Origin of the sequence: Halomonas sp. I1 (genome assembly GCF_032334135.1) — a bacterium.
GTDB lineage: Bacteria > Pseudomonadota > Gammaproteobacteria > Pseudomonadales > Halomonadaceae > Halomonas.
The window spans coordinates 300483-324760 of the sequence record NZ_JAVXUS010000002.1 but is presented as its reverse complement, the minus strand read 5'-3'; the positions used below and the strand labels follow the sequence as shown (position 1 = coordinate 324760).

16 protein-coding genes and 1 riboswitch are annotated in these 24278 nt (G+C 66.7%); of the genes, 2 read left to right on the top strand and 14 right to left on the bottom strand.

What is annotated here, in order from left to right; all coding sequences use genetic code 11:
• Positions 1–368: 368 nt before the first annotated feature.
• Positions 369–878 (bottom strand): MEKHLA domain-containing protein, encoded by a 510-nt coding sequence (locus RSO41_RS04475; protein WP_315617869.1) that lies wholly within the window; start codon positions 876–878, stop codon positions 369–371.
• A 16-nt stretch (positions 879–894) separates the two neighbouring features.
• Entirely contained in the window at positions 895–2616 is a 1722-nt protein-coding gene (locus RSO41_RS04470) for a thiamine pyrophosphate-dependent enzyme (RefSeq protein ID WP_315617868.1), read from the bottom strand.
• Positions 2617–2894: 278 nt separating this feature from the next.
• Here RSO41_RS04470 and RSO41_RS04465 point away from each other — a divergent pair, with 278 nt between their 5' ends.
• On the top strand, positions 2895–3074 hold the full coding sequence (locus RSO41_RS04465; RefSeq protein WP_315617867.1) for a hypothetical protein: 180 nt from the start codon (positions 2895–2897) through the stop codon (positions 3072–3074).
• Positions 3075–3195: 121 nt separating this feature from the next.
• A complete protein-coding gene (locus tag RSO41_RS04460) occupies positions 3196–3462 on the top strand; it encodes a hypothetical protein (protein ID WP_315617866.1) in 267 nt (88 codons plus the stop codon).
• Here the strand turns inward: RSO41_RS04460 and mntP are convergent.
• The 12 genes from mntP to RSO41_RS04400 form a co-directional block, all read right to left on the bottom strand.
• Positions 3459–4034: a manganese efflux pump MntP gene (mntP, locus tag RSO41_RS04455; protein ID WP_315617864.1), complete on the bottom strand. Its 576-nt coding sequence runs from the start codon at positions 4032–4034 to the stop codon at positions 3459–3461. The genes RSO41_RS04460 and mntP overlap by 4 nt on opposite strands.
• Positions 4035–4036: 2 nt before the next feature.
• Positions 4037–4214: riboswitch (yybP-ykoY riboswitch) on the bottom strand.
• A gap of 26 nt (positions 4215–4240) precedes the next feature.
• The gene (locus tag RSO41_RS04450) at positions 4241–4663 is read right to left on the bottom strand and encodes a type II toxin-antitoxin system VapC family toxin (RefSeq protein ID WP_315617863.1); all 423 of its coding nucleotides are present in this window, start codon (positions 4661–4663) and stop codon (positions 4241–4243) included.
• Positions 4660–4908 (bottom strand): FitA-like ribbon-helix-helix domain-containing protein, encoded by a 249-nt coding sequence (locus RSO41_RS04445; protein WP_315617862.1) that lies wholly within the window; start codon positions 4906–4908, stop codon positions 4660–4662. Before RSO41_RS04445 ends, RSO41_RS04450 begins: the two co-directional genes overlap by 4 nt.
• Positions 4909–5092: 184 nt before the next feature.
• A complete protein-coding gene (locus RSO41_RS04440) occupies positions 5093–6001 on the bottom strand; it encodes a LysR substrate-binding domain-containing protein (RefSeq protein WP_315617861.1) in 909 nt (302 codons plus the stop codon).
• A 65-nt stretch (positions 6002–6066) separates the two neighbouring features.
• Positions 6067–8085, bottom strand: coding sequence for a CocE/NonD family hydrolase (locus RSO41_RS04435; protein WP_315617860.1), 2019 nt, complete (start codon positions 8083–8085; stop codon positions 6067–6069).
• Positions 8082–9647, bottom strand: coding sequence for a BCCT family transporter (locus RSO41_RS04430; protein WP_315617859.1), 1566 nt, complete (start codon positions 9645–9647; stop codon positions 8082–8084). The genes RSO41_RS04435 and RSO41_RS04430 overlap by 4 nt, the downstream gene beginning before the upstream one ends.
• A gap of 229 nt (positions 9648–9876) precedes the next feature.
• A complete protein-coding gene (locus RSO41_RS04425) occupies positions 9877–11208 on the bottom strand; it encodes an aminotransferase class I/II-fold pyridoxal phosphate-dependent enzyme (protein ID WP_315617858.1) in 1332 nt (443 codons plus the stop codon).
• Positions 11205–18668, bottom strand: a complete 7464-nt coding sequence (locus tag RSO41_RS04420; protein ID WP_315617857.1) for a type I polyketide synthase — start codon at positions 18666–18668, stop codon at positions 11205–11207. Before RSO41_RS04420 ends, RSO41_RS04425 begins: the two co-directional genes overlap by 4 nt.
• A complete protein-coding gene (locus tag RSO41_RS04415; RefSeq protein ID WP_315617856.1) occupies positions 18665–20239 on the bottom strand; it encodes an LTA synthase family protein in 1575 nt (524 codons plus the stop codon). The genes RSO41_RS04420 and RSO41_RS04415 overlap by 4 nt, the downstream gene beginning before the upstream one ends.
• Entirely contained in the window at positions 20236–21000 is a 765-nt protein-coding gene (locus tag RSO41_RS04410; RefSeq protein ID WP_315617855.1) for an SDR family NAD(P)-dependent oxidoreductase, read from the bottom strand. The genes RSO41_RS04415 and RSO41_RS04410 overlap by 4 nt, the downstream gene beginning before the upstream one ends.
• Positions 20997–22235, bottom strand: a complete 1239-nt coding sequence (locus RSO41_RS04405) for a capsular biosynthesis protein (RefSeq protein ID WP_315617854.1) — start codon at positions 22233–22235, stop codon at positions 20997–20999. Before RSO41_RS04405 ends, RSO41_RS04410 begins: the two co-directional genes overlap by 4 nt.
• Position 22236: 1 nt before the next feature.
• Complete coding sequence (locus RSO41_RS04400; protein WP_410000316.1) at positions 22237–24219, bottom strand: capsular polysaccharide biosynthesis protein; 1983 nt, start codon at positions 24217–24219, stop codon at positions 22237–22239.
• Between the last annotated feature and the right edge of the window lie 59 nt (positions 24220–24278).

The window sequence follows — 24278 nt, the reverse complement described above, 5'->3', positions numbered from 1 at the left end:
TTTATATTCCTTTTTGCTATTGATTAGATGAATCTAATTTTTGTGTGTTCGATGCGCGGGCGTGAAGCCTTCCAGCGCAGTGCCAGCTAGCGTGGCGCTATCAGGGGAAGGAAGGGAAAGAAGGGGAAGAGGCCAAGAAGACAAGAGAGGGGAAGAGAAGAGAGGGGCTTCCATCAATCCGAAGTGAGGGGCCTGTTAACTGCACAGGCTGTCATATGCAGCGACCACCTTCGGCGATGATGGGGCAGCAAGATCCTTCTCTCGGCGTGCGGTATCACTTCGGTCAGGCCGATCGAGGCGTTCCCTCCCGGGGCCGAATGCCTGTAGCCGGCCCCTGTTTGCCTTTCACATGCATGGGTAGGCTCGAGTCATGCTGTACTCGAAGATACCTCGGGCTTATCTGCTTCGTTCCAGATCAGGGCCGCTTCGCCGGCGTGCTCTCCCATCTCGTTCCTCCACTTCCATAATGTCCCCGATACGATCTCGAATAATCGACCCTCGAGATCCTGTCTCGTATCGCTGTAATCGAAGGCGATGCCGTCCCGCCGTACTCTGTCGATAAATACTTGTCTTGCCGCCTGCTTCTCGGCGGGGGCACTTAATCGCGAGGGCAGTCCGATAAGCTCGTCGGAGGAGCCGGCGAAGATCGACAAGGCTTTTCTGTTCGCATAGACAAACCGAGGATCGTCGCTGCGGTCATGCGCCAGCAGTCCGAAAGGGGCGTCTTGATCTATCCACTGGCGTTTTCTTGCCCGTGTTGCCGAGGCGAGCTCGGGGGGAAGAAAGGCCTCGCCCGGGAGGTGGCCAAGGAAGGCTTCGTAGGCGTCGCATATCAGGGCCAGCAGGTCGCGGTGCTGTTGCGTCGGTGTTGTCTGCATGCTGTCACTCCCTTCCTTACAGGTTGCGGGCTCGGGGGTTGATGCCGGCGATTTGCTCGGAGTCGATCGGTACCCGGATCAATAGGGAGGTGTCCTCCGATGCCCAATGCTGCTGGAGGATGTCCTGCAGTCCGTGCAGGTCGGGAGGGAGATTGTGGGTCTTCCAGCCGGCACTCCTGGCGATGCCCAGGTAATCCATGCCCTCCAGCCGAGTATGCTGCCGTGATGCCTTTACGCCGGGAAGAATGACGGGTACGCCTTGCTCGACGATGCCGTAACCCGAGTTGTCCAGCAAGAAGATGACGATACCGAGGTTCCTGGCTTCGGGCATGTAGCCGGAAAACAGTCGAAAGCATCCATCGCCGGTGAAGGCAACGACATGATGTGTCGGGCACGCCAGCTTGGCGCCACAAGCCAGGCCCAGGGTGTTGCCCATCGCGGAACCACGGTATAGCGAGAAGAAGCGTGCATTGGGACTGGGGCGCTGCGTGATATAGGGCCTGTCCTTGTAGGCCAGGCAGACATCATCGAAGCCGATCGTATTTTCGGGCCAGCTGTCATGCAGCATGGAAAAGAATCGGGTGGCATCGACATGGCCTGAGCGGGGTGGGGTGATGCGTCGTGTATTGAGCTGCCGGGGGGCTGTCGGTGCCGGGAGATGTTGGTGTTCCTGAGTCGTGAACTGGATGATCAAGGCGCGCAGCAAAGTGTCCAGAGGGGCCAGTGTCTGGTAGAAGGCGCCCCGCGAGCGGCGTTGGAGTGTTGCACCGTACTGTCCGTAGCCGAATGGCAAGGCCGTTGCGCAAAACGTCGCGCCGGCCTTGAAGTCTTCCAAGTTGGTCGTGTATTCGTCCGGCGCGGCGCCCAGGGAGAGGAGAAGCGTCTGCTCGTCGATGCCGTTCCAGGTGTCCATGGCAATATCGTTGCCGCCGAAGGAGATATACCCGAATCCCCAGGGGCTGGCATGGTCGACGGCATTGGCACCATTGATGCTCCATATCACCGGAGCACTCAGGAGACTGGAGAGTCGTTCGAGGAGGGAAGGCGCTTCCGGGTATCGGCTGAGTTCCTCGCCGGCGAGGATGACGATCTTTCGGTCCCGGCTCTCCCTGGCAAGATCCTGGCAGAACCGCGATGTCTCGGCTTCATCGTACTGCAGCGCCGGAATGCTCGGAATTTCCTGGATATCGGTGGACCGGGAAAGGGCGTCATGCTCGAGGACGAGAACCGTCGGCTTGTTGTGGGCTAGCGATTCGGCCGCTGCATTCAGGTTGGCGCCCATGCGGCGGCTGTCGTCGAATACGAAGACATTGTCGGGGATTTCGGCCCGTATCGCTTCGACGGCATTGCTCCCCGAGGCCGATGTATCCTGCAGAGGGCACAGGCCCTGGCTGCTCCGGGCAGAGACCGGAATGATGTAAAGGGCAGGAATATCATGCAGTTTGGCGTCGCTGATACCGCAGCTCAGTATCTTGGTGGCTGCGCCCGTGGTCGCTATGCAGGCATTGATGCTTCCATTGGCCAGAAAGCTGCCGAGTGGCATGAAGCCGGCGGCGTATTCTCCGATATTGAAGAACCCCGTCGTTTCCATTTCTTCGGGCAGCTCGCTTGCCAGGTCATCGATATGGCTCAAGAAGTGGATGATGCCACCCCCCGTGACCCCTGAAATATACTGAACGCCCCAATGTCGGAGCGTTTCCACGATGATCTCGTAACCCGTTCTGGTGTCATGGTCCATGTCTCATCGACTCCCACTGTATCTGGCAACGGTGACGGAAGCGTTTATTTATAAGATTTTGCGAATCTTAATGTAGTCTTTAAGTATGATATCGTCTAATTCTTGTTGCCTGTTATGCCATGCTTATTAATGGCCTAGTACTAGTTCTTATGCGGCGAAGACAAGCGGTGGGCTCGAGGCGGGGTGAGGGAGCAAGAAAGGCGGGTGTCGCCGTTCTGCCACAGGGCATGCGGCGTATGGCTTGCTACCATGGGGCATCATCATGGAGGAGAGCCCCTATGCGTATATTTTCCCTGCTGCTTGGTAGCCTGCTCATTGCGGGCCTGGCGGGTTGCAGCTACCAGCCTGCTCGTATTTCTACGGAGCCGGCGGTCATCATCGATGATGGCGAGCATGGTCATCGAGGCGGCGGTGGTGATTTCTGTCCGCCGGGACAAGCCAAGAAGGGGCGCTGCTGACCTTCGACGGTTCGGAGCGTCGATTTACACCGCATTGCCATGGAGTGTCGCCGTCCTGCCACAGGGCACGCGGCATCTGGCTTGCTAGCATGGGGGTATCCCATCCAGGAGGAGATTCCCCATGCGCATGCTTTCCCTGTTGCTCGGTAGCCTGCTGATCGCCGGCCTGGCAGGTTGCAGCTACCATCCTGCCCGTATCAGCCCGGAACCCGCTATCGTCATCGATGATGATGGGCGCTACCACGATCATGATCGCGATTGGGACCGAGACCACCGCCATCGCGATCACGACCGCTGGAAGCGGAATCAGGATTACCGGCATCACGATCATGACCGCGGCCGAGGGCGGTTTTGTCCGCCAGGGCTGGCGAAGCAGGGGCGCTGCTAGGCCAGCAATTCCAGGTGGTCGACCAGGATGGTGGTGCCGATGCCGCACAAGACGAGGCCACCGAGGATTTCCGCGCGCTTGCCGATTATGGTGTTGATCACGCGTCCCATCATGACGCCGAGCGTGGTCATCAGCAGGGTGGCGGCGCCGATGGCGAGGGATGTCCAGAGGATGTTGGCGTCCATGAAGGCCAGGGTGATGCCGATGATCAGGGCATCGATGCTGGTCGCCAGGGCCGTCACTATCAGGCGGAGAAACGAGGAAGGAGAACGCCGGGGCTTGTCCTCGGCGTTTTCGTGCTGGAGGCCCTCATGGATCATGTGGGCGCCCAGCAGAGAGAGAAGCGCGAAGGCGATCCAGTGATCCCAGGCGGTGACGTATTGCGCCATCGACAGCCCGAGGGTCCAGCCGAGGATCGGGGTCAGGGTCTCGATGATGCCGAAGACGAGGCCGGTGCGCAGGGCGTCGTGCAGGCTGGGACGTTCGGACAGGGCCGCACCCTTGCTCAACGACGCCACGAATGCATCGCTGGACATGGAAAAGGCGAGGAAGAACGTCGAGGCGAAGGACATGCAGGCGGCTCCCGAGGTTGAAAGACCATGACGAGGCACGCTGTCGTTGCAGCGCGGTTTCATCGTTGGTCTCGCCAACCTTTCGGCCACCCGTGCCACGGCATGACTGCCGAGTGTGTTGACACGGGGACTCCCTGCGCTGCCAGCGCCGGAAGCAGGCTACTCCCCAAGAACGAGCATGAGCTTACATGAGCGGATGGAGAATGTCATGCGTCATGGTCCCAGGGATTGATCACGTTCAGGCTCGCCGCCGTGAACGGTGCGATATCGCGTGATGCAACTTGATAGCCTCGCGATACGGCAATGGCTGCAATGTAGCCATCCGGTACTGGAAAGCCGCGTCCTGAATGTCTGGCTGTCATGGCCAGCTCGGCATATTGGAGTGCGGCGTCGGCATCGAAGGGAAGAATGCGCCCCTGAAAGAGTTTCAGGAGACCATCCAAGGCGTCGTTCAGCATCTCCTTGCGCTTGCCGTCGGGTATGGCGGCGATGCCGAACGAAAGCTCCGCCAGCGTGATACTGGACAGGTACAAGGTCTCGGCGGATTGGTCATTCAGCCAGTTCCTGACGGCGGTTGCCGGGGCAGGTTTCATGGCTTCGGAAATGACGTTGGTATCCAGAACGATCATTCAAGCCCCATCGGCTCCGCCGGTGTCTTGCTGCGTTCCAGCTCGATGGCGTCAATGTCGTCATTCGACAGTCCGCTCTTGCGGCCAAGGGCCGACAAAGCATCGCCCATGCGGAGGCGTGAGCGAGGCAGTACGGCTTCTTCGAGGATGGCGCGCATTTCGGCCTCGGCGCTGCGGTGATGTCGCTTCGCTCGAGCCTTCAGTGCCTTGTGCACGTCGTCAGGGATATTTCTGACTGTCATCATGCCCATCTTTGCCGCCTCCTGTTGAACACTCAAGTGTTAGTGTAGCTCATGTGCATTCAAAATTAGAAAAGTGAATGCATTGTGTCTCTTTTTGCGGGGATTTGCATGCGGTGCGAACGCTTCAAGCAACATTGACGGCGTGTACCTTCAGCTCGACTTTCAGCGCAGGAGGCAGGTGTCTCCGTCACCGCCCGGATAGCCAGTGCTGGAAGGTGCGGCTGGCCGGGGTGAGGTGGCGGTGCTGGGGGATGAGCAGCGAGAGTTTGCCGCGACTGGGCAGGGCCTGGGGCAGGGCTGGCAGTAAATGCCCCTGGCGCAGTTCGTCGGCGAGCAGTTGTTCCCAGCCGAGGGTGATGCCCTGGCCGGCCAGGGTGGCATTCATCAATACCTGATAGCTGTTCGCGCGCAGGCAGTGGGTCGGTTCGTGCCAGGCCAGGCCCAGGGCGTTGAACCAGTCCTGCCAGGTCAGCCAGTCGTTGAAGTGGTCCTCGAGCACCAGCAGGGTGTGGTCGCGCAGCAGATCCTCGGGGGTGCCGACCTCGCCGTGATGCCGCGTGTAGTGAGGACTGCACACCGCGATGACGTTTTCATCGGCAAAGACTGGCTCGGCCATCAGGCCGGGGGGATCCACCTGGCCTTCGAGATGGTAGTAGAGCCCCAGGTCGAACTCGGTGAGGTCGAGCCGGTAGGGGTCCTCCATGGTCAGCAGCCGTATCTCGATGTGTGGGTGCTGACGCTGGAAGTCGGGCAGATGCCGGGACAGCCAGATGGAGGCAATGGTGGGGCTGGTGGCCAGGGTCAACTGGTGGTCGTCGCCGTGGCGTCGCAGCCGGGCCGTCTCGTCGGCCAGGTCGCGCAGCAGGCGACGCACGACCCGGTAGTAGTGTTCCGCGGCCGGGGTCGGTCGCAGGCCATCGGGGACGCGTTCGAACAGTGGGCGTCCCAGGTCTTCCTCCAGTCGCTTGATCTGGCGGCTGACGGCGCTCTGGGTCAGGTTGAGCTCGCGGCCGGCCTGGGTGAAGCTGCAATGCCTGGCGGTGGCCTCGAAGGCCCTCAGGCATTGCAACGGGGGCAGGGCGTCGCGTCCGCTCATGGAAATCCTCGGCGATGGCAGGCTCGTGCTGTCGCCGAGGATATCATGCCCGATGGCAGGCATCGTCAGATCGCCCGCCGGGGAACCGTGGTCCGCCAGTCGCGACGATGCACTTCCTCGCCGTCATCGTGGGCGATCTGCTCGGCCTCGATGAAGAAGGTCATCTCGTCGCAGGTCAGCCGATAGCGACTTTCCACGCTGACATCGAAGCGGCCGGGGCCTTCGTCGCGGCCGGCCCGGTAATGCCAGACGATCTCCGCGCGGGCTCGGGTCGGGTCCTCCGGGTGGGCGGTGTAGCGCTCCTCGCAGGATTGCGCCACCCGGTAGCCATGGTCGGCGAGCGTCATGGCGCCCAGGTCGTCCTCGACGATCACCGTGACCTCGCCACTGGCCACGTCTTCCTGGATGGTGCGGCGCGGCGCCGGACGGCGCTGGGTGTCGACGTTGGCGGGGCGTGCGCTTTCCGGCGCTTCGAAGGGGGACTCCACGGTCTCGCCCTGGAAGACAGGTAGCTCCAGGCGCTGCAGGCCGGGTTCCAGGGTGAGCGCGGCACGTCGGGCCGTGGGCCACAGCAACGGGAAGTTGGCCGAGGCGACGGCCACGCGCAGCCGGTGCCCGGCGGGCAGGCGATAGCCGATCATGTCGAGCTCGAGATCCACGTCCATGGGCTCGCCGGGCACCGGTGGTTCCAGGAGGTCGTGATCGCGCAGCGACAGGTTGAGCACGCCATAGGTGATGCGGGCCACCTGGCCGTCGGGGCGTACATCGCTCAGGCGCACGGTGAGCTGCCCACAGGGCTGATCGCTGGCCAGTCGCAGGCGCAGGCGTGGCTTGCCGAGGATATCGAGTGGCGCCTCCAGCGGTTCGCTGTCGAAGCACAGTGCCAGGGCGTCGTCCTGGCGCTGGTCGCCCGGCAGGTCGGGGCCGAACCAGATGGCGCAGTATTCACCCTGGTGGCTGCCGGCGGTGAGCGGTGAGTCGACCGTCTTCGGCTGGGCCAGCGATGCGTCGCCGGGCACCAGGCCGGTATCGGTCAGCGCGAAGGGGCGATGCTCGACGCACGATGCGGGCCAGCCCTCGGTGCGCACCCAGGCCCCCGGGCGCTCGGCGTACATGGGCTTCGGCGGCAGGGCGTCCTGCAGGTAGAAGGTGCCGGCCGGCTCGTCCATCACGCCGGTGTCGATGTCCTTGAGCCAGTGATCCCACCAGCGCAGCGCTTCCTGGAGGAAGCCGATGGCGGGGTCGGGCACGGCGAAGTGCGGATACTTGTGGATCCAGGGGCCGATCAGGCCCTTCTTCGGCCCCGGAAGGTTTTCCAGCAGGCGCGGCACGCTGTTCTTGTAGCCGTCTCCCCAGCCACCGACGGCATAGACGGCGGCCTCGATGTCGGCGTAGTTCTGGTTGACCGAGCCGTGCTTCCAGTAGGCGTCGCGAGTCTGGTGGCTCATCCAGGTTTCGGCCAGCAACGGCATGTTGTCGAGGCGCTCTTTCCAGCGTTCGCGCCAGACATCGCCGACCAGGGCCGGATCGGGAGGCGCCGCCGAGAAGCTGAGCATGGTGGCCGACCAGCCCAGGTTCTCGTGCAGCAGGTTGCCGCCCTTGTAGTGGATGTCGTCGGTGTAGCGGTCGTCGGTGGAGCACAGGGTGATGATGGCCTTGAGCGGCTCGGGCTTGAGCGCGGCCAGCTGCAGCGAATTGAAGCCGCCCCAGGAGATGCCCATCATGCCGAGCTTGCCGTTGCACCAGGGCTGGCGGGTCAGCCAGTCGATTACCTCCAGGCCATCGGCCTGTTCCTGCGGCAGGTACTCGTCGGCCATCACGCCTTCGGATTCGCCGTTGCCCCGCATGTCGACCCGCACCGCGGCGTAGCCGTGGCCGGCGAAGTAGGGATGCGTCAGCTCGTCGCGCACCGCTGTGCCGTCGCGCTTGCGGTAGGGCAGGTACTCGAGAATGGCGGGCACCGGGTGGCTTTCGGCATCCTCCGGCAGCCAGATGCGGGCGGCGAGCCGGGTACCGTCGGCGAGCGGGATCTCCAGGTGCTCGATCTCACGGATGCGATGCGGGAAGTCGGTCTTCACGTTCATTGCGTCTGGCCTTGTGCGTCGTGCTGGGCGTGATGGGTGGACGTATCGGGGCGCTCGAGGGCGCTGGGGTCGCGCAGCCAGTGCCAGAGGGCGCCGCTGGCGAGCAGGATGATCACCAGTGCGGGCAGGCCACCGAGATTGGAGAGCATCTTGACGCCATCGATGCCGACGAAGCTGGTCATCACCCAGGCGATGATGCCGACCACCACACCCCAGATGATCTTCATGGGGATGCCGGCGCTGAAGTCGGAGTCGGCGGTCAGGCCACGGGTACAGAGGTTGCCGATGGCATCGGTGTTGGAGTCCGCCGCGGTGACGTAGGAGATGAAGGCGATGAACAGCAGCAGCGGCACCCAGATGCCGGACAGCGGCAGTTCACCGAAGAGCCGGTAGAGCACGTGCTCAACGCCCTGGTTCTCGAGCACACTGTGAAGGTCGATACCGGTGCGCATCTGGAAGTAGAGGGTGCCTCCGGAGAAGATGACGATCCATACGGCGGCGAACAGCGACGGATAGAGCAGGTTGATGCGCAGGAAGTCGCGTACCCGGTAGCCCCGCGAGATGCGCCCGAGGAAGAGCGAGGCCACCGGGGCCCAGGCGAACCAGATGGCCCAGTAGAAGATCGACCACCAGTGCGGCCATTGGTCGTCGCCAGCGGCGCCGGTGAACAGGCTGCGGGTGAAGAAGTCGTCGAGGTAGACGCCGAACGACTCCACACCGATCTTCAGCATGAAGGCGGTAGGGCCGAACACGAAGACGAACAGGCCGAGCACCAGCAGCAGCCAGGCATTGAGCGCCGAGAGCCGGGCGATGCCCTTCTTCAAGCCGCTGGCGGCCGAGAGCACGAAGGTGATCACGATCACCGAGATGATCAGGCCCAGGCGCAGCGGGCTGGTATCGCCCTCGATGTACTGGCCGATGCCGCCGGCCAGGGTGATGGCGCCGGTGCCGAGGGTCGCGGCCATGCCGGCCACCAGGGAATACAGGGCCAGGGCGTCGATCAGCCCCGAGAAGCGTGTGATGCGTGGCCCGAAGACCGGCTCGAGCATGCTCGAGATCGAGAACTTCTGGCGGCGGTTGTAGAACGCCAGGGCGAAGATCAGTGCCGGGACCGCGTAGATGGCATAGGGCGTGAAGGTCCAGTGCAGGAACATGGTCGACATGGCGAACAGCGCCGCCTCGGAGGAACCGGCCTCCATGCCCAGCGATTCGGGTGGCCCCATCAGGTGATAGAGCGGTTCGGCGGTGGTCCAGAACAGCACGCCGACCGCCAGGGTGGTGCACAGCGTGATGGAGAACCAACGGGTTCTCGACAGCAGCGGCTCGGCATCCTCGCCACCGATGCGGATGCGTCCGAGCGGCGAGACATACACCACCACGGCGAGCACCAGCAGATAGAGGCTGCCCAGGCTGAACAGCCAGGAGAAGCGTGCCAGGATGGCGTCGTTGAGCTGGCTGGTGAATCCGAGGAAGGCCTCCAGATCGACCAGGCTGCCGATCACGGCGGTGAGCAGGATGAGAAAGGTCGGCCAGAAAACCAGGGGCCGCATGTGATGGATCATGGGCATCTCCATTTTTGTGTCGTCTCCGGGATGTCCCCGGCGCATGGCTCGCTACCTTAACCGCCCGCGCCATGGGGGTGACAGCGATCGGTCTGCATGGGGGTATGACGTAGACGCATGCCCGGCCCAGGCGGCACAACGACTCCCCGAACGACATCGACCCTGAACGAACAAGGCCCGGCATGATGAGCCGGGCCTTGCGTGGACGGATGGACCATCGTTGACGAAATCACCGCAGCCGGGCGAGTTCCTCGTTCAGGGCGTCGAGGGTCTGGTCGATCTGCTGTTCGGTATGCTCGCAGGAGAGGAAGAAGCGCAGTCGCGCGCTCTGCTCGGGCACGGCGGGATGCAGGATCGGCTGGACATTGATGCCTCGCTCGAACAGGGCGTGGGAGAGGCCGGCGGCGCGTGCCGAGCTGCCGATGATCACCGGGACCACGGCGGCGCCGATGCTTTCGCCGGTATCCAGCCCCAGGGCGCGGGCGCGCTCCAGAAAGTAGCGCGAGATGTCGCGCAGGCGCCGGGCGCGCTGCGGTTCTTTGCGCATCAGCTCAAGCGCCTTGAGCGAGGGGGCCGCCACCTGGGCGGGCATGCCGACGCTGTAGAGGAAGCCCGGTGCCAGGTGGCGCAGGGTGTCCACCAGGGCCTGGCAACCGGCGATGTAGCCGCCACAGCCGGCCAGCGTCTTGCTCATGGTGCCCATCCAGATGTCCACCGCGTCGGACGGCACATCGAAGTGCTCGCGCAGGCCGAGGCCATTCTCGCCGAGCACGCCGAAGGAGTGCGCCTCGTCGACCATCAGCCAGGCCTGGTGACGACGCTTGATCTCGACGAAGCGCGGCAGGTCGGGCAGGTCGCCGTCCATGCTGTAGAGCCCCTCGATGACGATCACGACACGTTCGAACTGTGGTCGATGGCGGCGCAACAGGTCTTCCAGGGCGTCGGCGTCGTTGTGCGCGAAGCCCATTCGCCGAGCGCCGGAGAGCTGGGCGCCGACCAGCGCGCTGTTGTGAATGTACTCGTCGTGGAGGATCAGGTCTCCCGGCCCCAGCAGGTAGCCCAGGGTGGAGACGTTGGTGGCGTGGCCACTGACGAACACCACGGCGTCGTCGACCTGGTAGGCGTCGGCCATGGCGCGTTCGAGTTCGCCGTGAATGGGGCGCTCGCCGGAGACGATACGGCTGGCCGACACCGAACTGCCATAGTGTTGAACGGCGTCGATGGCGGCCTGGTTGACCCGAGGGTCGCCGGAGAAGCCCAGGTAGTTGTAGCTGGCGAAGTTGATGACGTCCTGGTCGTCGATGCGACTGGTGGCGCCGGCATTGCCCTGGTGGCAACGGAAGAAGGGGTCCGTCAGGCCGAGGCGGCGTGCCGCCTCGCGCATCATGGTCAACTGCTGGTAGCCGGGGTGGGTGTCGAAACGCGTCAGTCGCTCCGACACCGCGTTGCCGGATGTCTCGGGCGTGTCGGGGCGATCCGGCGCAGGGCGTGAACGCTTGCGCTTGCGCGCTCCGTCGAGAAGCTGGCGCTTGAGATCGTTGCGTGACGCATCCTGGCTCATCGGGCAGTGGCCTCCTCCGAGGGCGCGTCGGCAATGGCATCGGCGCCGTGGCGTGCGGCCAGCGAGGCCAGTTCGGCGTCGCCGTCGTCGTCTTCGGTATCGTCGCGTGTCAGGCGGTCGATCAGCACGCCGCTGAGCTTGTCGAGGGTCGAGGCCTCGCTGAGCACCATGACCGGCACGCGCACGCCGAGGCGGGACTCGATGGCGGTCATCAGCTCCACGCCCATCAGCGAGTCGAAGCCCATGTCATAGACCGAGCGGTGCACGTCGATCTTGCTTTCTTCCACCAGCAGGATGCTGGCGAGTTCCGCCTTGAGCAGGTCGGTCACGGTGGTGTGGAGCTCCTCGGGAGACAGTTCGGCAAGCAGGCGGCTCAGGTCCTGGTCGCCGTCGTCCTGCTGGCCTTCGTCACCGGCGGTACGGGCGATCTCGGCAAAGCGCGGGGTCTCGGCGGTGGGTAGCGAGCGGGCCAGGGCCGACCAGTCGAGTTCCAGCACGCCGAGGCTCGGTCCGGGGGCGGCGAGCATGCGACCCAGCACCTCGAGGGCATCGTCGGCGCGCAGCGCCGAGCCGCCGAGGCGTTCCTGCAGGGCGTCGCGCGTCCGGGTATTGCGGGCCAGGAAGCCGGCGTCCTCGATGGCGCCCCAGCGCACGCAAGTGGCCGGCAGGCCCTGGGCGCGACGATTGGCGGCCAGGGCCTCCAGCCAGTGGTTGGCGGCGACGTAGCTGGCTTGGCCGGGGTTGCCGAACAGGGTGGTCGCCGAGGAATACAGCACGAAGATATCCAGGTCGTCGTCCCGGGTCAGGGCGTCCAGGTGACGGGCGCCCTCGATCTTCGGTGTCAGTACCCGGGCGATGCGCGCCTCGTCGAGGTTGCGGATCAGGCCGTCTTCGATCACCGCGGCGGCATGGATGATGCCCTTCAGCGGCGGGTGCTCGGCACGGCAACGTTCGAGCAGCGCGGCCAGGGCGTCGCGATCGGCGACATCGCAGGCCGCGGCTTCCACGGACACGCCTTGCGCCTCGAGGGCGGCGATGCCCTCGGCGGCCTCGGGCGAGGCGGCGCCACGACGGCCGACCAGCACCAGGTGGCGGGCGCCGCGCTCGGCCAGCCACTGGGCGCTGCGCAGGCCGAAGCCGCCGAGGCCGCCGGTGACCAGGTAGGTGGCGTCGGCCGGCAGTTCGGGGGCCGCCGGGGGCGCCGTGTCGTCGGTGTCGGGGCGCAGGGGCTGGTCCTGGGTGACGACCACCTTGCCGATCTGGCGGGCCTGCTGCATGTAGCGGAAGGCTTCGACCACCTGGCGATTGCCGAAGGCGGTGTAGGGCAGCGGCGTGAAGGTGCCGTCCTCGAACAGCGCCATCATTTCGCTGAACAGTGTCTGGGTGAGATCCGGGCAGACCTTCATCAGCTGGTCGGAATCGATGCCGAAATAGCTGAGGTTGTTGCGGAAGGGCCGCAGGCCGATGTGGGTGTTCTCGTAGAAATCGCGCTTGCCGAGTTCCAGGAAGCGACCGAAGGGGCGCAGCACGCGCAGGTTCTGGTTGATCGCTTCGCCGGCCAGGGAGTTGAGGACCACATCGACGCCGCGTCCGTCGGTGTCGGCGAGGATTTCCTCGGCGAAGGTCAGCGAACGCGAATCGTAGAGGCGGTCGACACCGCTGAGGCGCAGGAAGTCGCGTTTTTCCTCGGCTCCGACGGTGGCGTGGATCTCGGCGCCCAGCCAACGGGCCACCTGGATGGCGGCCAGCCCGACGCCACCGGCGGCACCGTGGATCAGCACGTGTTCCCCCGGCGACAGGCGGGCGAGATGCTTCAGCGCGTAGTAGACGGTGAAGAAGGTCGTCGGGATCGTCGCCGCCGCGGCGAAGTCGATGTCGCGGGGCAGGGGCGCGATGGCGTACTGGCTGGCGACCAGCCGGTCGCTGAAGCTGGCCGGACCGAAGCCGACCACGGCATCGCCCGGTGCGAATCCGTCGACGCCCGGCCCGAGCCGCTCGACGACGCCGGCGAATTCCAGGCCCAGCGTCGGGCCGGCGAAGCCGTTCTCGATGGCTTCGTCGGAGAGCAGACCCAGGGTGTACATGACATCGCGGAAGTTGAGGCCGGTGGCCTCGACGCGGATGCCCACCTCGCCCTCGCCGGGTGCCGGCAGGTCGGTCGGCTGCCAGGCCAGATGGCGCAGCTGGCCGGGCAGTGGGAAGCCGAGCGTCATGGCGCCTCGCGGGGCCTCCGGGACCTGTGCTTCTCCGGCCTGGGTTTCAGGCGCCGTTGTGCCCGGTGCGGGCAGGATGCGCAGCCGGGTGGCGAAGCGAGTACCCCGGGTGTCGAGCGTCACCTCGGTTTCGTCGTCGGGGGCGACGAGTTCGTCGACCAGGGCCTCGAGGACGTCTCCCTCGAGTTCGACGCCGGGCAGGTCGAGCAGACGGACCCGGAAATCCTGGGCTTCGTTGGCCAGGGAGCGACCGAAGCCCCAGAGGGCGGCATCGTCACTGACGCGCGTGTCCGGGGCGGCGGTATCGCGCCAGATGGCGGCCACGTCCCGGGTGATCAGCCATAGCGTCGGCATGTCGTGGCGCGCTTCGAAGGCAGTCGCCCAGCGTGCCGCCTGCTGGCAGCGCTCGAGGCCCGTGCTGCGCAGGTCGACGATATGCCCGGCCTCGGTGGCCTGGTGTTCGTCGCCGATCATCACTCGATGCCCCCGGCGTTCCAGGTCGGCGGCGAGGCGCTCGGCGAAGGTGCGATCCGCGTCGTCGGCAACCAGCAGGTAGTCGGCCGGCGAGGTATCGAGATCGTCGGCCTGGCTGGCCTGGTCGGGGAGACGGGCGTGCACGAGATAGGCGCCGGCCTCGTCTTCCAGGGGCAGCGGCTGGACCTGTTCGGCGCCGAGGCGGGCGAGCAGGTCGGTCACGTCGTCGAGCTCGCAGGCGGCGGGCGCATCGCCTTCGGCGTCCAGGCCGGGGGCGGCCAGCAGGGTATCGAGCCAGGCGGAGGGAGCGACCCCGAGCAGCAGGATTCGCGCACCGGGCGCAAGCCGCTCCGGGAGGGCCTCGATCAGGCGGCGGCTGAGGTCGCGATTGGTGACATCCAGCGAGACCAGGGCCAGTTGGGCATGCCGCGAGTGATCCTGCGACGACCGTTCTTGCGGGGTTTCCAGCGACTCGACCTCGATCAGCGGCTGGCGCTCGCGCAACTGCTCGGCGTGCTGCCAGGCGAGTTCGCCGGCGGTGAGGATCCGGTAGTCGCAGCGATCGGGATCGACCAGGTCGGCGAGTCGCTCGCCCAGCGCCGGGGCACTGACGCCGGCCTCGAGCAAGGTGAGACGCTGTCCGTCGGGCAACTGCGCCAGGGTATCGGTCAATGCCTCGCCGAGGGGCGTGGCGATGGCCCGCCAGCCATCATGGCCGATCAGCTGGCGATTGAGGCGCGTCAGGCGGTCACGGTCGAGGCCGATGTCGGCGGCATCTCGATGGCCGGCGAGCAGGTCCCGCAGGTTGAGCCCGAAACGGCCGAGCCGATGGATGGGGCCGATATGGCCCGGGTAGTCCTGGGCCAGCAGGCGCCAGATGGTGGTGGCATCGACCTCGTCGTCGTCTTCGATGCGCGTCCAGCCCTCGTCGCCGGGCTCGAGGCGGCCGGCATCCTGAAGCAGGCGCAGCAACTGGTCGAGCAGGGGGCGGGCCTGCGGATGCGCACTGGCCAGTGCCTGATAGCGGGAGCGACCGAGGACGCCGTCATGCAGCTCGCCGTCCAGCGCTTCGGCGGCGAAGGCTTCGGCCAGCCGGTCGAGAAGCGGGGCGACCTCATTGGCGTAGCGTTGTCCGGTGGCTTTGGCATAGCCATCGATCAGCCCCGGCATGGCGGCTTCCAGCGCGGTCAGGTCGGCCGGCTGACGACGCTGTGGGCATGGCGCCGGCGTCAGGCGAACGTCGAGATGGCTCAGTGCCTGCTCGGCGGACTGGGTCAGGCGGACCGCCTTGAAGCGGGTCTCGCTGACGACTGCCACGGCCCGGCCGCGGTCGTCGAAGAGCTCGAAGTCGGCGGTGAAGGAGTAGGGGGCGCGCTTGAGCAGCCGGGCCCGGGCCAGGACCGGGCGCCCGGCCTCCGGCGCCCACTGGATGCGGCCCACGCGGACCGGGACGAAGGCCATGCCCCGCATATCGTGACCCTCGCGGGCCAGCAGCGGCAGGAACAGCTGGAAGGCGCTGTCGAGAATACCCGGGTGCAGGTGCTGCAGCGCCAGTTGCTCCTCGATCGCCGGGGTGGGGCGAACGCGGCCGATGACACCGTCGTCCTCGATCCAGGCGCGGTCGATGGCCTGGAAGGCCGGGCCATAGTCCAGGCCCAGGCGTCCGGCCATCGCCAGATGTTCGTCCAGCTCCAGATCCGGCGCCCGGTCGGGCAGGGTCGGGGCGGTGCGCTCCAGCAGCAGGCCGCGGCTCTGGGTCATGATGCGGGCCGTGGTGTGGAGCTGCCATTCCTCGCCGACGGCCGGCTCCCGCGAGTGGATGGTGACGCGACCGTCCTCGGGGGCGATGGCCAGCCGGGTGAGACGCCCGTGCTGGCCATCGAGCATCAGGGGCGCCTGGATCTCGAGTTCCTCGACGTCGAGCGGTGCGGCCTCGCGCCAGCGTGCGGCGGCGGCCAGGGCCAGCTCGATGAAGCCGGCGCCGGGGAAGATGGCGGCGCCGCCGACCACGTGATCCGCCAGCCAGGGCTGACGACCGGTGTCGAGCTGGCTTTCCCAGGTCAGGGTGTGCTGGGCCAGGCGGTAGCCCAGCAAGGGGTGTTCGTAGTGGCGTGCCAGCAGCCCCAGGGCGTCCGAGGTGCTCGGCATCCGGTAGGGCTGGCGCTGCCAGGGATAGCGCGGCAGCTCGGCGAGGCGGCCGGCCACCGGGAACCAGTGGTCGGTGTCGGTCTCGAGGCCCGAGAGCAGTGTCTGGCCGATGGCGCGGTCGAGGCAGACGGGTCCCGGCAGGTCGCGTTCCAGGGTGCCGATGATCAGGCCATCGAGCGCCGCGTCGCGCAGGGCCTCGCTCAGGTAGCGCTTGAGAATCGGGTGGGCGCCGATCTCGATCAGTACATTGATACCCTCGGCGGTGATCGCCCGGGCGGCGGCGTCGAAGCGCACGGGCTGGCGGATGTTGTGCCACCAGTAGTCGGCGTCGAGGCGTTCGCCGTCGAGTTCCTCGCCGGTCACCGTCGAGATGTAGGGAATGCGGGCCTGCCGGGGATGCAGCCCGTCCAGGGCGGCGATCAGGTCGTCGCGGATGGGGTCCATGGCCGGACTGTGGAAGGCGTAGTCCAGCGGCAGGCGCTTGGCGAAATGGCGCTGGGCGTCGAGTTCGGCTTCCAGGCGGCTCAGTGCCTCGGCGGGGCCGGCGAGGGTCACGCCCTGGGCGCTGTTGGTGCCGGCCAGGTGGATGTCGCGGTACTCGGGACGTTCCAGGTATTCGGCGATGGCCTCGGCCCCCAGGCCCACGGCGGTCATCTCGCCCTGGCCTCGGGTCAGGCCCTGGAAGTGGCTGCGCAGGTGGATCACCCGCACGGCATCTTCCAGCGACAGGGCGCCGCAGGCCCAGGCGGCGGCCACTTCGCCGACGCTATGGCCGGTGACGGCGACGGGCTCGATGCCTTGGGCAGCGAGCACTCGGGTGATGCCGACCTGCACGGCGAACAGGGCCGGCTGGGCGATTTCGGTGCGCACGAAGCGGTCGCTGCCGTTGTCGCCTTCGAGCTCGGCGCGCAGCGAGAAGTCGGCATGGCGCTGGAAGAGGGCGTCGACCTCATCGATGGCGGCGGCGAAGACCTTGGAGTCGGCGAGCAGGTCGCGGCCCATGGTTTCCCATTGGCAGCCGTTGCCGTCGTAGACGAAGGCGGGGCCCTGGGCGGCCTCGAGACGCTGCCCCTGGATGACCGGGCGCGTGCCGGGATCTCGCTCGGGGTCGGCGAAGGCGGCCAGGCGCTCGGCGGCGTCCTGCTTGTCGGCGGCGAACAGCAGGGCACCATCGGGGTGGTGCTCGCGGCGCCGGTAGAGGGTGTCGGCGATGTCGTAGAGCGCGCTGTCGGTGTCGCGTAGCCAGTCGGCGAGTTGGCCGGCCATGGCGCGCAGGGCCGGCTCGCCCCGGGCGGAGAGCCGCAACGGCAGCGGTTCGTCGGAGGCGGGGGCCGGTGTCGGTGCCGGTGTCTCGGGCGGGCTCTCTAGGATGACGTGGGCGTTGGCGCCGCCGAAGCCGAAGGAGTTGACGCCGATGACCAGGCGTCCTTCCGCCTTCAAGGGGCGAGCCTGGGTGACGACGTCCAGGTTCCAGTCGTCGAACGGGATCCTGGGGTTGGGACGACGGATGCCGATGGTGGCCGGTACCTCGCGATGACGTAGGCTGTAGAGCGCCTTGGCCAGACCGGCGACACCGGAAGCGGTTTCCAGGTGGCCGAGGTTGCTCTTCACCGAGCCGATGGGCAACGGCGACTGCCGGCGCTTGCCCAGCGCCTCGCCGATGGCGCGGGTCTCGATGGGGTCGCCGACGGCGGTGCCGGTGCCATGGGCCTCGAGATAGTCGATCTCGTCCGGCTCGATACCGGCCCGCTCGTAGACCTGACGCATCAGGGCGATCTGTGCCTCGGGGTTGGGCACGGTGAGCCCCTGCTTGTGGCCGTCGGTGTTGACGGTCGAGCCGGCGACCACGGCGAGGATGGTGTCACCGTCGGCCACGGCCTGGTCGTAGTCCTTGAGCAGGAACATGCCGGCGCCTTCCGAGCGGACATAACCGTCGCCGTCAGCGTCGAACACCCGGCAGCGGCCCGTGGGCGAGAGCATGCTGGCCTTGGAGAAGATGATGAAGCCGTAGGGGTGCAGGTGCAGGCTGATGCCGCCGGCCAGTGCCAGGCTCGTCTCGCCGGCGCGGATCGCCTGGCAGGCCTGGTGGAAGGCCACCATCGACGAGGAGCAGGCGGTATCCACCGACATGCTGGGGCCGTGCAGGTCGAACAGGTAGGAGAGCCGGTTCGAGGCGATGCTCGAGGTGTTGCCGGTGGCGGTGGAAGCGTCGATGGCCCCCATGTCGCCGGTGTATCGATAGGAGTAGTCCAGCGCCGCAACGCCCAGGAAGACGCCGCACTGGCTGCCGCGCAGCCGCGCGGGCGGCAGGCCGGCACTTTCCATGCTCTCCCAGGTCAGCTCCAGGAGCATGCGCTGCTGGGGGTCCATGTTGGCCGCCTCGCGGGGCGAGATGCCGAAGAAGTCGGCATCGAAGCCACTGATGTCGCCCAGGCTGCCGGCGGCGAAGGTCACGCTGGTACCGGGGTTGCGCTTGTCGGGGTGCTGGAAGGCCTCATGGCTCCAGCGGTCGGCCGCGACCTGGGTCACCAGGTCCTTTTCGGCTCGCAGGTCCTGCCAGAATCCTTCCGGGGTGGTTCCCGGCATCCGGTGGGCGACACCGATGATGGCCACGCGTCTTGTCATGCTTGCTCCCGATGATCCTGGTTCCAGCCGTCATGGGCGCGCTGCGCCTCGTCGATGACGGCCTGCCATATCCGTTGACTCAATTGCACTGCCTCAAGCGGCATGGACGCCTGGGACCGGTCTCCCCGGCCGCGGCTCGACCACAGCAGATAGGGCGTGTCGCCGTCCGGCTCGCCGTAATGCCGATAGACCTCGGGCATGATCGGCACATGGTCGCCATACCAGCACAGTAGCCCGCCCCGGGGGGTCGCCTCCAGTTGCCGACGCAGGCGTGCGGCCATGCGGTCGGCATTGCGCAGGTGGGCCAGATAGCTGGCCAGTTCTTCGCAGTCGTCCGGCAAGGGCGGCGTGTCCGCGGCCAGCAGGTCGCGGGCCTCGTCCTCCGCCCGGTCGTCAAGTTGCAGTGGGCCGTGATTCTCCATGGTGATCACGAACACGAATAGCGGCTTATTATCCGGTTCATCGAGCAGCCTGCCAACCTTGTCGGCGAGCGCCAGGTCGCCGACGTACTGGCCGCAGTAGTCGTCGCGCTCGAAGGCCCGGATGTCGATGAAGTCGTCGAAGCCCAGGCGCGGCATGACACGGTCGCGCTGATAGAAGCTGGCCGCATAGGGATGCAGGCAGACGGTGCGATAACCGAGCCGTTTCAGCTCGGCGACCAGGCTCGGTACCGGGCGATGGGCCAGCTGGTGATAGGGGTTGAAGCGGTGGATGCCGAGGGCCTGCTGGTCGAGGCCGGTCAGTATCGCTGCTTCGGTGCGCACCGTGTTGGCGCCCCAGGCCGGCACGTGCAGAGGGCCTCGGGCCAGGGCCTGATCGGCCAGGGCATCGAGGTGGGGCAGCAGGTCATCGCGCAGGCCGCCGTGCCAGGGGCGCGGGTCGAAGAAGGATTCGCTCTGCACCAGCACCAGGTGCGGCAGATGCTGGCCGGGCGGTGCCGGCTCGGGCGCGGGCGCATAGGGCGATTCGGTCACCGTGAGTGGTCGCCGTGCCAGCAGGCCGTAGGCCCAGAGTGCGCTGAACAGACCGAGTCGGTGGGTGTCCTCGACGGGGTCGAGGCGGCAGGCCGGCTGGCGGCGCAGCCCGGCCATCAAGGGCAGGGCCGACAGCGCGATGATCGACAGCACCCCGGCGAGAAAGGTGCCCGTGCCATGCCGGGAGGGCAGCGACGGCTCGAACACCAGAAAGCCGATGATGGTCGCCAGGCCCGCCAGACTGGCGCCGATGGCCAGGCCGATGCCGAAGAAGGGGATGTACAGGCGCGGGTGGCGGATGGCATCGAGAAAGTACTCGAAGTCCTGGCACAGGAAAGGTTCGCGCAGGGTCTTCGACTTGGCGTTGCTGGACTGGACCACCACGAGCTGCAGGGCCAGGAAGAGCACCAGGGCGAACCAGGGGCGCTGCAATATCAGCACGAAGGCGCCGAAGGCCAGGCTCCAGGTGCCCAGGTGGACGGCGAGGGAGGCTATCGGTCGGCGCCAGGGCGGTGCGGTAGCCGGCCGCAGGGCGGCTTCGGCGAGGAAGCTGCCGATCAGGCCGAGGCACCAGGGCAGCAACAGGGCCCGCGTCATGAGGGTCTCCCGTAGCCCATCAGGCCGAGCAGACGCTGTGAGAGGCCGGCCGGCAGAACCGCCAGACTCCAGCAACCCAGGTTGAGCGGAAAGGGGAAGCTGATGCGGGCCCGATTGCGCTCGATGCCCACGGCGATACGCCGGGCGGCGCGCGGGGCGTCGATCTCCCAGGGCTTGGGACCGGGCATGGCGTCGCACATCGGTGAGCTGACATAGCCGGGCATGACCACGGTCACGCCCACGCCGCGGGGGGCCAGCCAGCCGCGAAGGGCCTCGCCGTAGGCCTTGATGCCGGCCTTGCTGGCGCTGTAGCTGGGGGTCAGCGGCAGGCCGTGCCAGGCGGCCAGGGAACTGATGAAGACGAACTGGCCGTGGCCGCGCTCGGCCATGCGCGGCGCCAGCCGTTCGGCCATGGCCATGGGCGTGCGCAGGTTGATGGCCAGCAGGCGACTGGTGGCCGACCAGTCTTCCATTTCCTGCCCCGGCTCGGCGTGGGTGTTCTGGCCGGCATTGGCGATGACCACATCGGGCAGTGCCAGCCGATCCAGCCAGTCGGTGAGGCTGGCGTCATCGGTCAGGTCCACGTTCGTCGTCTCGACGTCGGCGCCCGCCTGTCGGCAGGCGTCGGCCAGGGCCTCGAGCGTCTCCCGGCGGCGGCCGTGCAGGATCAGGCGCACGCCGGGCGCGGCATAGTGCCGGGCCAGGGCGCCGCCGATGGCGCCGGTGGCACCGGTGATCAACAGGCTGCGGGGTGCGGTCATAGCAGGGCCTCGAGGGGAGAAGTGGTGGCCTCGAGCCGGGCCGCGACGTTGTCGATGGCGAGCTCGATGCCGGTGTCGCAGTAATAGCCTCCGTTGAGCTGGACCGTGTGCATGACCGTGCGATGAAAGCAGCGGAACAGTTCTTCGTCCGGTGCCTGTCCGTGACGCCAGAAGTCGTCCAGTCCGCCTTCGAAGGTCAGGCCGTCGAGTCGGTAGATCGGCTGGCTCAGTGCGATGGTCGGACAACGATGCTCTAGTGCCACGATACCCGAGGTGCTGTTGACCGTCACGGTACCGGCGGCGTCGTCGAGCAGGACATTGAGATCGCCGGATTCGAGGTAGACGACGCGCCCGGCGATGTCATGGCGTTTCTCGAGTCGCGCGATGAGGCCGGCATAGTCGATGAGGCCCATGTCGAGCGGGTGATTCTTGATGCACAGCAGGCTGTCCGATGGCGCATGGCGGGCGAAAGACGCCACCGTGTGTTCGATCACCTCGACCATGTCGGTGAAATCGGAGTGGTTGCGAATCTGGGCGTCGCCGTTGAGCTGCAGAGGCAGCACATAGTAGGGGCGCTTGCCACCCGCCAGGGCACGGACGCGTTCAGCATCGCGCGGCTTCCACCAGCGCAGCTGGGTGAAGCGCTTGAGATAGCCGGCGTACTCGACCGGGGCGATGACCGGCGCGTGGTTGCGATAGCGGGGAAACAGCAGCGGGTTGGCGAGACCGGCCAGATGGTAGAGCACATCATGGGTGGCACGGCGCTTGAACGATGTGCGGAAGCGCTTGGCCGGCATCGGCTTGGGCAGGCGACGGCCGACCTCCCGATACCAGTCCGCCTCCTGGGGCAGTAGCGAATAGCCGTTGACGCCCTCGCGCTCCAGGGTGATCCAGTGGGGGCGGAAGTAGCCCTCCTCGAGTACCTGATTGCGAATACCGACCTGTTTGGCGGCCTCGATCGCCGCCAGGTGAATGGGGCGCTGGTCGCCGAACAGTAACTGGTCGGTGGTACCGTGGCGCTCCCAGAGATCGGCCAGGAAATCCGGCAGATCGTCCGGCTTGCCGCGAAAGGCATGGCTGGGACCGGCATCCCTGCACCAGTACGCCAGGTCGCCACCGGCGAACTGGACCTTGGCGACATGATGACCGTCGGCCCTCAGCCGTTGCGCCAAGCGGGGGAAGAATGGCGAACAGACACCCTGGAGGAACAAGAAAGAGCGTTTCGGCGAATTCACGTTAATGCTTTCCGATAAAGATATTGCGGTACCAGCGATACAGCTGCGTTCGCCACGCCGGGCGAGGGTGTTCGGCTCGGCGCTGTTCCAGCAGGGCCACGACGGTCTCGGCGTTGCACAGCCGGCGACTGCCCGGATCGACATACAGCGGGTAGAGGATCAGGGTGGCCGCGACCAGTGCATCCAGGTCGAGAGACCGACGACGCCTGGGGCAGGCATGACGATCCTCGGTCAGCCCCCAGCCCGCGTAGAACGGCATCCCGTAGGTAACGACGCGACGCCCTCGAAGCAGTGCCTCGAACCCCGCCAGGGAGCACATGGTATGGACCTCATCGACCATGTCCAGCAAATCGACGATATCGACGTCGCCGACCTCCTGATCGTAGAGGCGCTCGTCGGCCTGGCTCAGGGCGCCGATCCGTGCGCCGGTCACCACGTCGGGGTGCGGCTTGTAGAGGATGCGGGCGTCGGGGTTGGCCCGCCGCACGGCGGCGAGCAGGGCGCCGTTGGTGCGGATGTCGAGCGTGCCGTGGGCGATGGAGGCGTCGCTCTCCACCTGGCCGGGTACCAGCAGCAGGCGGCCGCCCTCGGGGCGCTGGAGGCGCCGCGCGCCGGGGACGTTGTACTTGGAGAGTCGCAGGGCGACCAGGCGTTCTCGAAGTCGGGCCGCCCGGCGCAGCAGGGCGGGGGAGAAGGAGGCGTCGTTCAGGGTGCGTTCCAGTTCGCTTTCGCGGCTGGCGTCGTAATGGATGCCGAGGGCATCCACGACCAGCGAAAGCGGGCGAGCCAGGTCGACGCCCAGGCCGATGGAACGCAGAAAGCCGTCTTCCATGCGCCACAGTGCCTGACCTCGGGCGCGACAGCGCTCCTCGGTCTCGGCATCCAGTCGTGAGGCCCAGCACAGCAGGCGTTCGTCGCGCCCGGCGTCTTTCGGGGGGTGGTCGTGGCGCAGATGACGGATGTCGGCATCATGTCCGAGGAAATCGCCGACGAAGCCGCGTTTCCAGGACGACAGCCCCCAGGTCACCCAGCGACCCGCCAGGCGGCGTTGCTGGCGGGTCTGGTCGCCGATCAGCTCGAGGGCTTCCTCGAAGTCGGTGGCCTGGCCGGTATAGGGGTTGGCGTAGCGGGCATAGCGCAGATAGGCCGCCGAGAAGACCTGGGCGAGCGAGCGCTGAACGCCGCGGCGCGGGCAGGAGCGGCGATCGTCGGTGAGGCCCCAGCCGGCATAGAAGGGCACGCCGTGGCAGACGACGCGCTTGCCGGCCAGCAGGGCTTCGAAGCCCAGCTGGCTGCTGACCACATGCACGCAATGCACCGCATCGAGCAGCGACCAGGGATTCAGGTTCTCGCCGATGAGCCGGCAGCCAGGCAGTCGTCCGGCCTCGAGAAGGTGTCCGGCCTTCTTGCCGGCGATGACGTCGGGGTGGACCTTGATCAGGATTTCCGACTCGGGGTGCTCGGCTCGGGCGGCGTCCAGCATGCGCCGGAAGTCGTCGGGCTCGGCCAGGCCGCCCGCGATCGAGGCGTCGCCGGCGGTCTGGTCGACGACCAGCACGCGCGGTCGGTCGTCGTCGAACAGGCGGCGATCCGGTGCCTGGTTGTACTTGGAGAGCCGCAGTTCGCGCAGTCGCTCCATGCCGTCCCTGGCCCGGACGAGCTCCGCCTCGGGGGTGTCATCGGCGTCCAGAATCAGGTTTTCCAGCGTCGAGGGCCGGCTGGCGTCGTAATAGATGCCCAGGGGATCGACGATGAGGCTATGGGGGGGATGTCCCTCCACGCCGAGCCCCCATGAGCGCAGGAAACCGTCCTCGATGGCCAGGTAGGGCAGCCGGTGGCGGTCGGCATGCGCGCGTGCCTTGCGGGAGCTCGGCTTGAGGCCCCAGCCGGCTACGCTGGCTGCCCGACGCCCGCCCGGCGAGCCGAGAGGGCAGAACCGATCGAACTCGGGCAGGCAGGCGCTCAGGATCGGCAGGGCCAGCATGCGTCGGGTCGCGACGGCGAGGGTGCCCTCATGGGGGGCTCGGCGTGGTGTGGCCAAGA

Bases quoted from the DNA above. Each gene is read 5' to 3' on its own strand.
- RSO41_RS04475 (WP_315617869.1), bottom strand. From the start codon at position 878: ATGCAGACAACACCGACGCAACAGCACCGCGACCTGCTGGCCCTGATA.
- RSO41_RS04470 (WP_315617868.1), bottom strand. From the start codon at position 2,616: ATGGACCATGACACCAGAACGGGTTACGAGATCATCGTGGAAACGCTC.
- RSO41_RS04465 (WP_315617867.1), top strand. From the start codon at position 2,895: ATGCGTATATTTTCCCTGCTGCTTGGTAGCCTGCTCATTGCGGGCCTG.
- RSO41_RS04460 (WP_315617866.1), top strand. From the start codon at position 3,196: ATGCGCATGCTTTCCCTGTTGCTCGGTAGCCTGCTGATCGCCGGCCTG.
- mntP (WP_315617864.1), bottom strand. From the start codon at position 4,034: ATGTCCTTCGCCTCGACGTTCTTCCTCGCCTTTTCCATGTCCAGCGAT.
- RSO41_RS04450 (WP_315617863.1), bottom strand. From the start codon at position 4,663: ATGATCGTTCTGGATACCAACGTCATTTCCGAAGCCATGAAACCTGCC.
- RSO41_RS04445 (WP_315617862.1), bottom strand. From the start codon at position 4,908: ATGATGACAGTCAGAAATATCCCTGACGACGTGCACAAGGCACTGAAG.
- RSO41_RS04440 (WP_315617861.1), bottom strand. From the start codon at position 6,001: ATGAGCGGACGCGACGCCCTGCCCCCGTTGCAATGCCTGAGGGCCTTC.
- RSO41_RS04435 (WP_315617860.1), bottom strand. From the start codon at position 8,085: ATGAACGTGAAGACCGACTTCCCGCATCGCATCCGTGAGATCGAGCAC.
- RSO41_RS04430 (WP_315617859.1), bottom strand. From the start codon at position 9,647: ATGATCCATCACATGCGGCCCCTGGTTTTCTGGCCGACCTTTCTCATC.
- RSO41_RS04425 (WP_315617858.1), bottom strand. From the start codon at position 11,208: ATGAGCCAGGATGCGTCACGCAACGATCTCAAGCGCCAGCTTCTCGAC.
- RSO41_RS04420 (WP_315617857.1), bottom strand. From the start codon at position 18,668: ATGACAAGACGCGTGGCCATCATCGGTGTCGCCCACCGGATGCCGGGA.
- RSO41_RS04415 (WP_315617856.1), bottom strand. From the start codon at position 20,239: ATGACGCGGGCCCTGTTGCTGCCCTGGTGCCTCGGCCTGATCGGCAGC.
- RSO41_RS04410 (WP_315617855.1), bottom strand. From the start codon at position 21,000: ATGACCGCACCCCGCAGCCTGTTGATCACCGGTGCCACCGGCGCCATC.
- RSO41_RS04400 (WP_410000316.1), bottom strand. From the start codon at position 24,219: ATGCTGGCCCTGCCGATCCTGAGCGCCTGCCTGCCCGAGTTCGATCGG.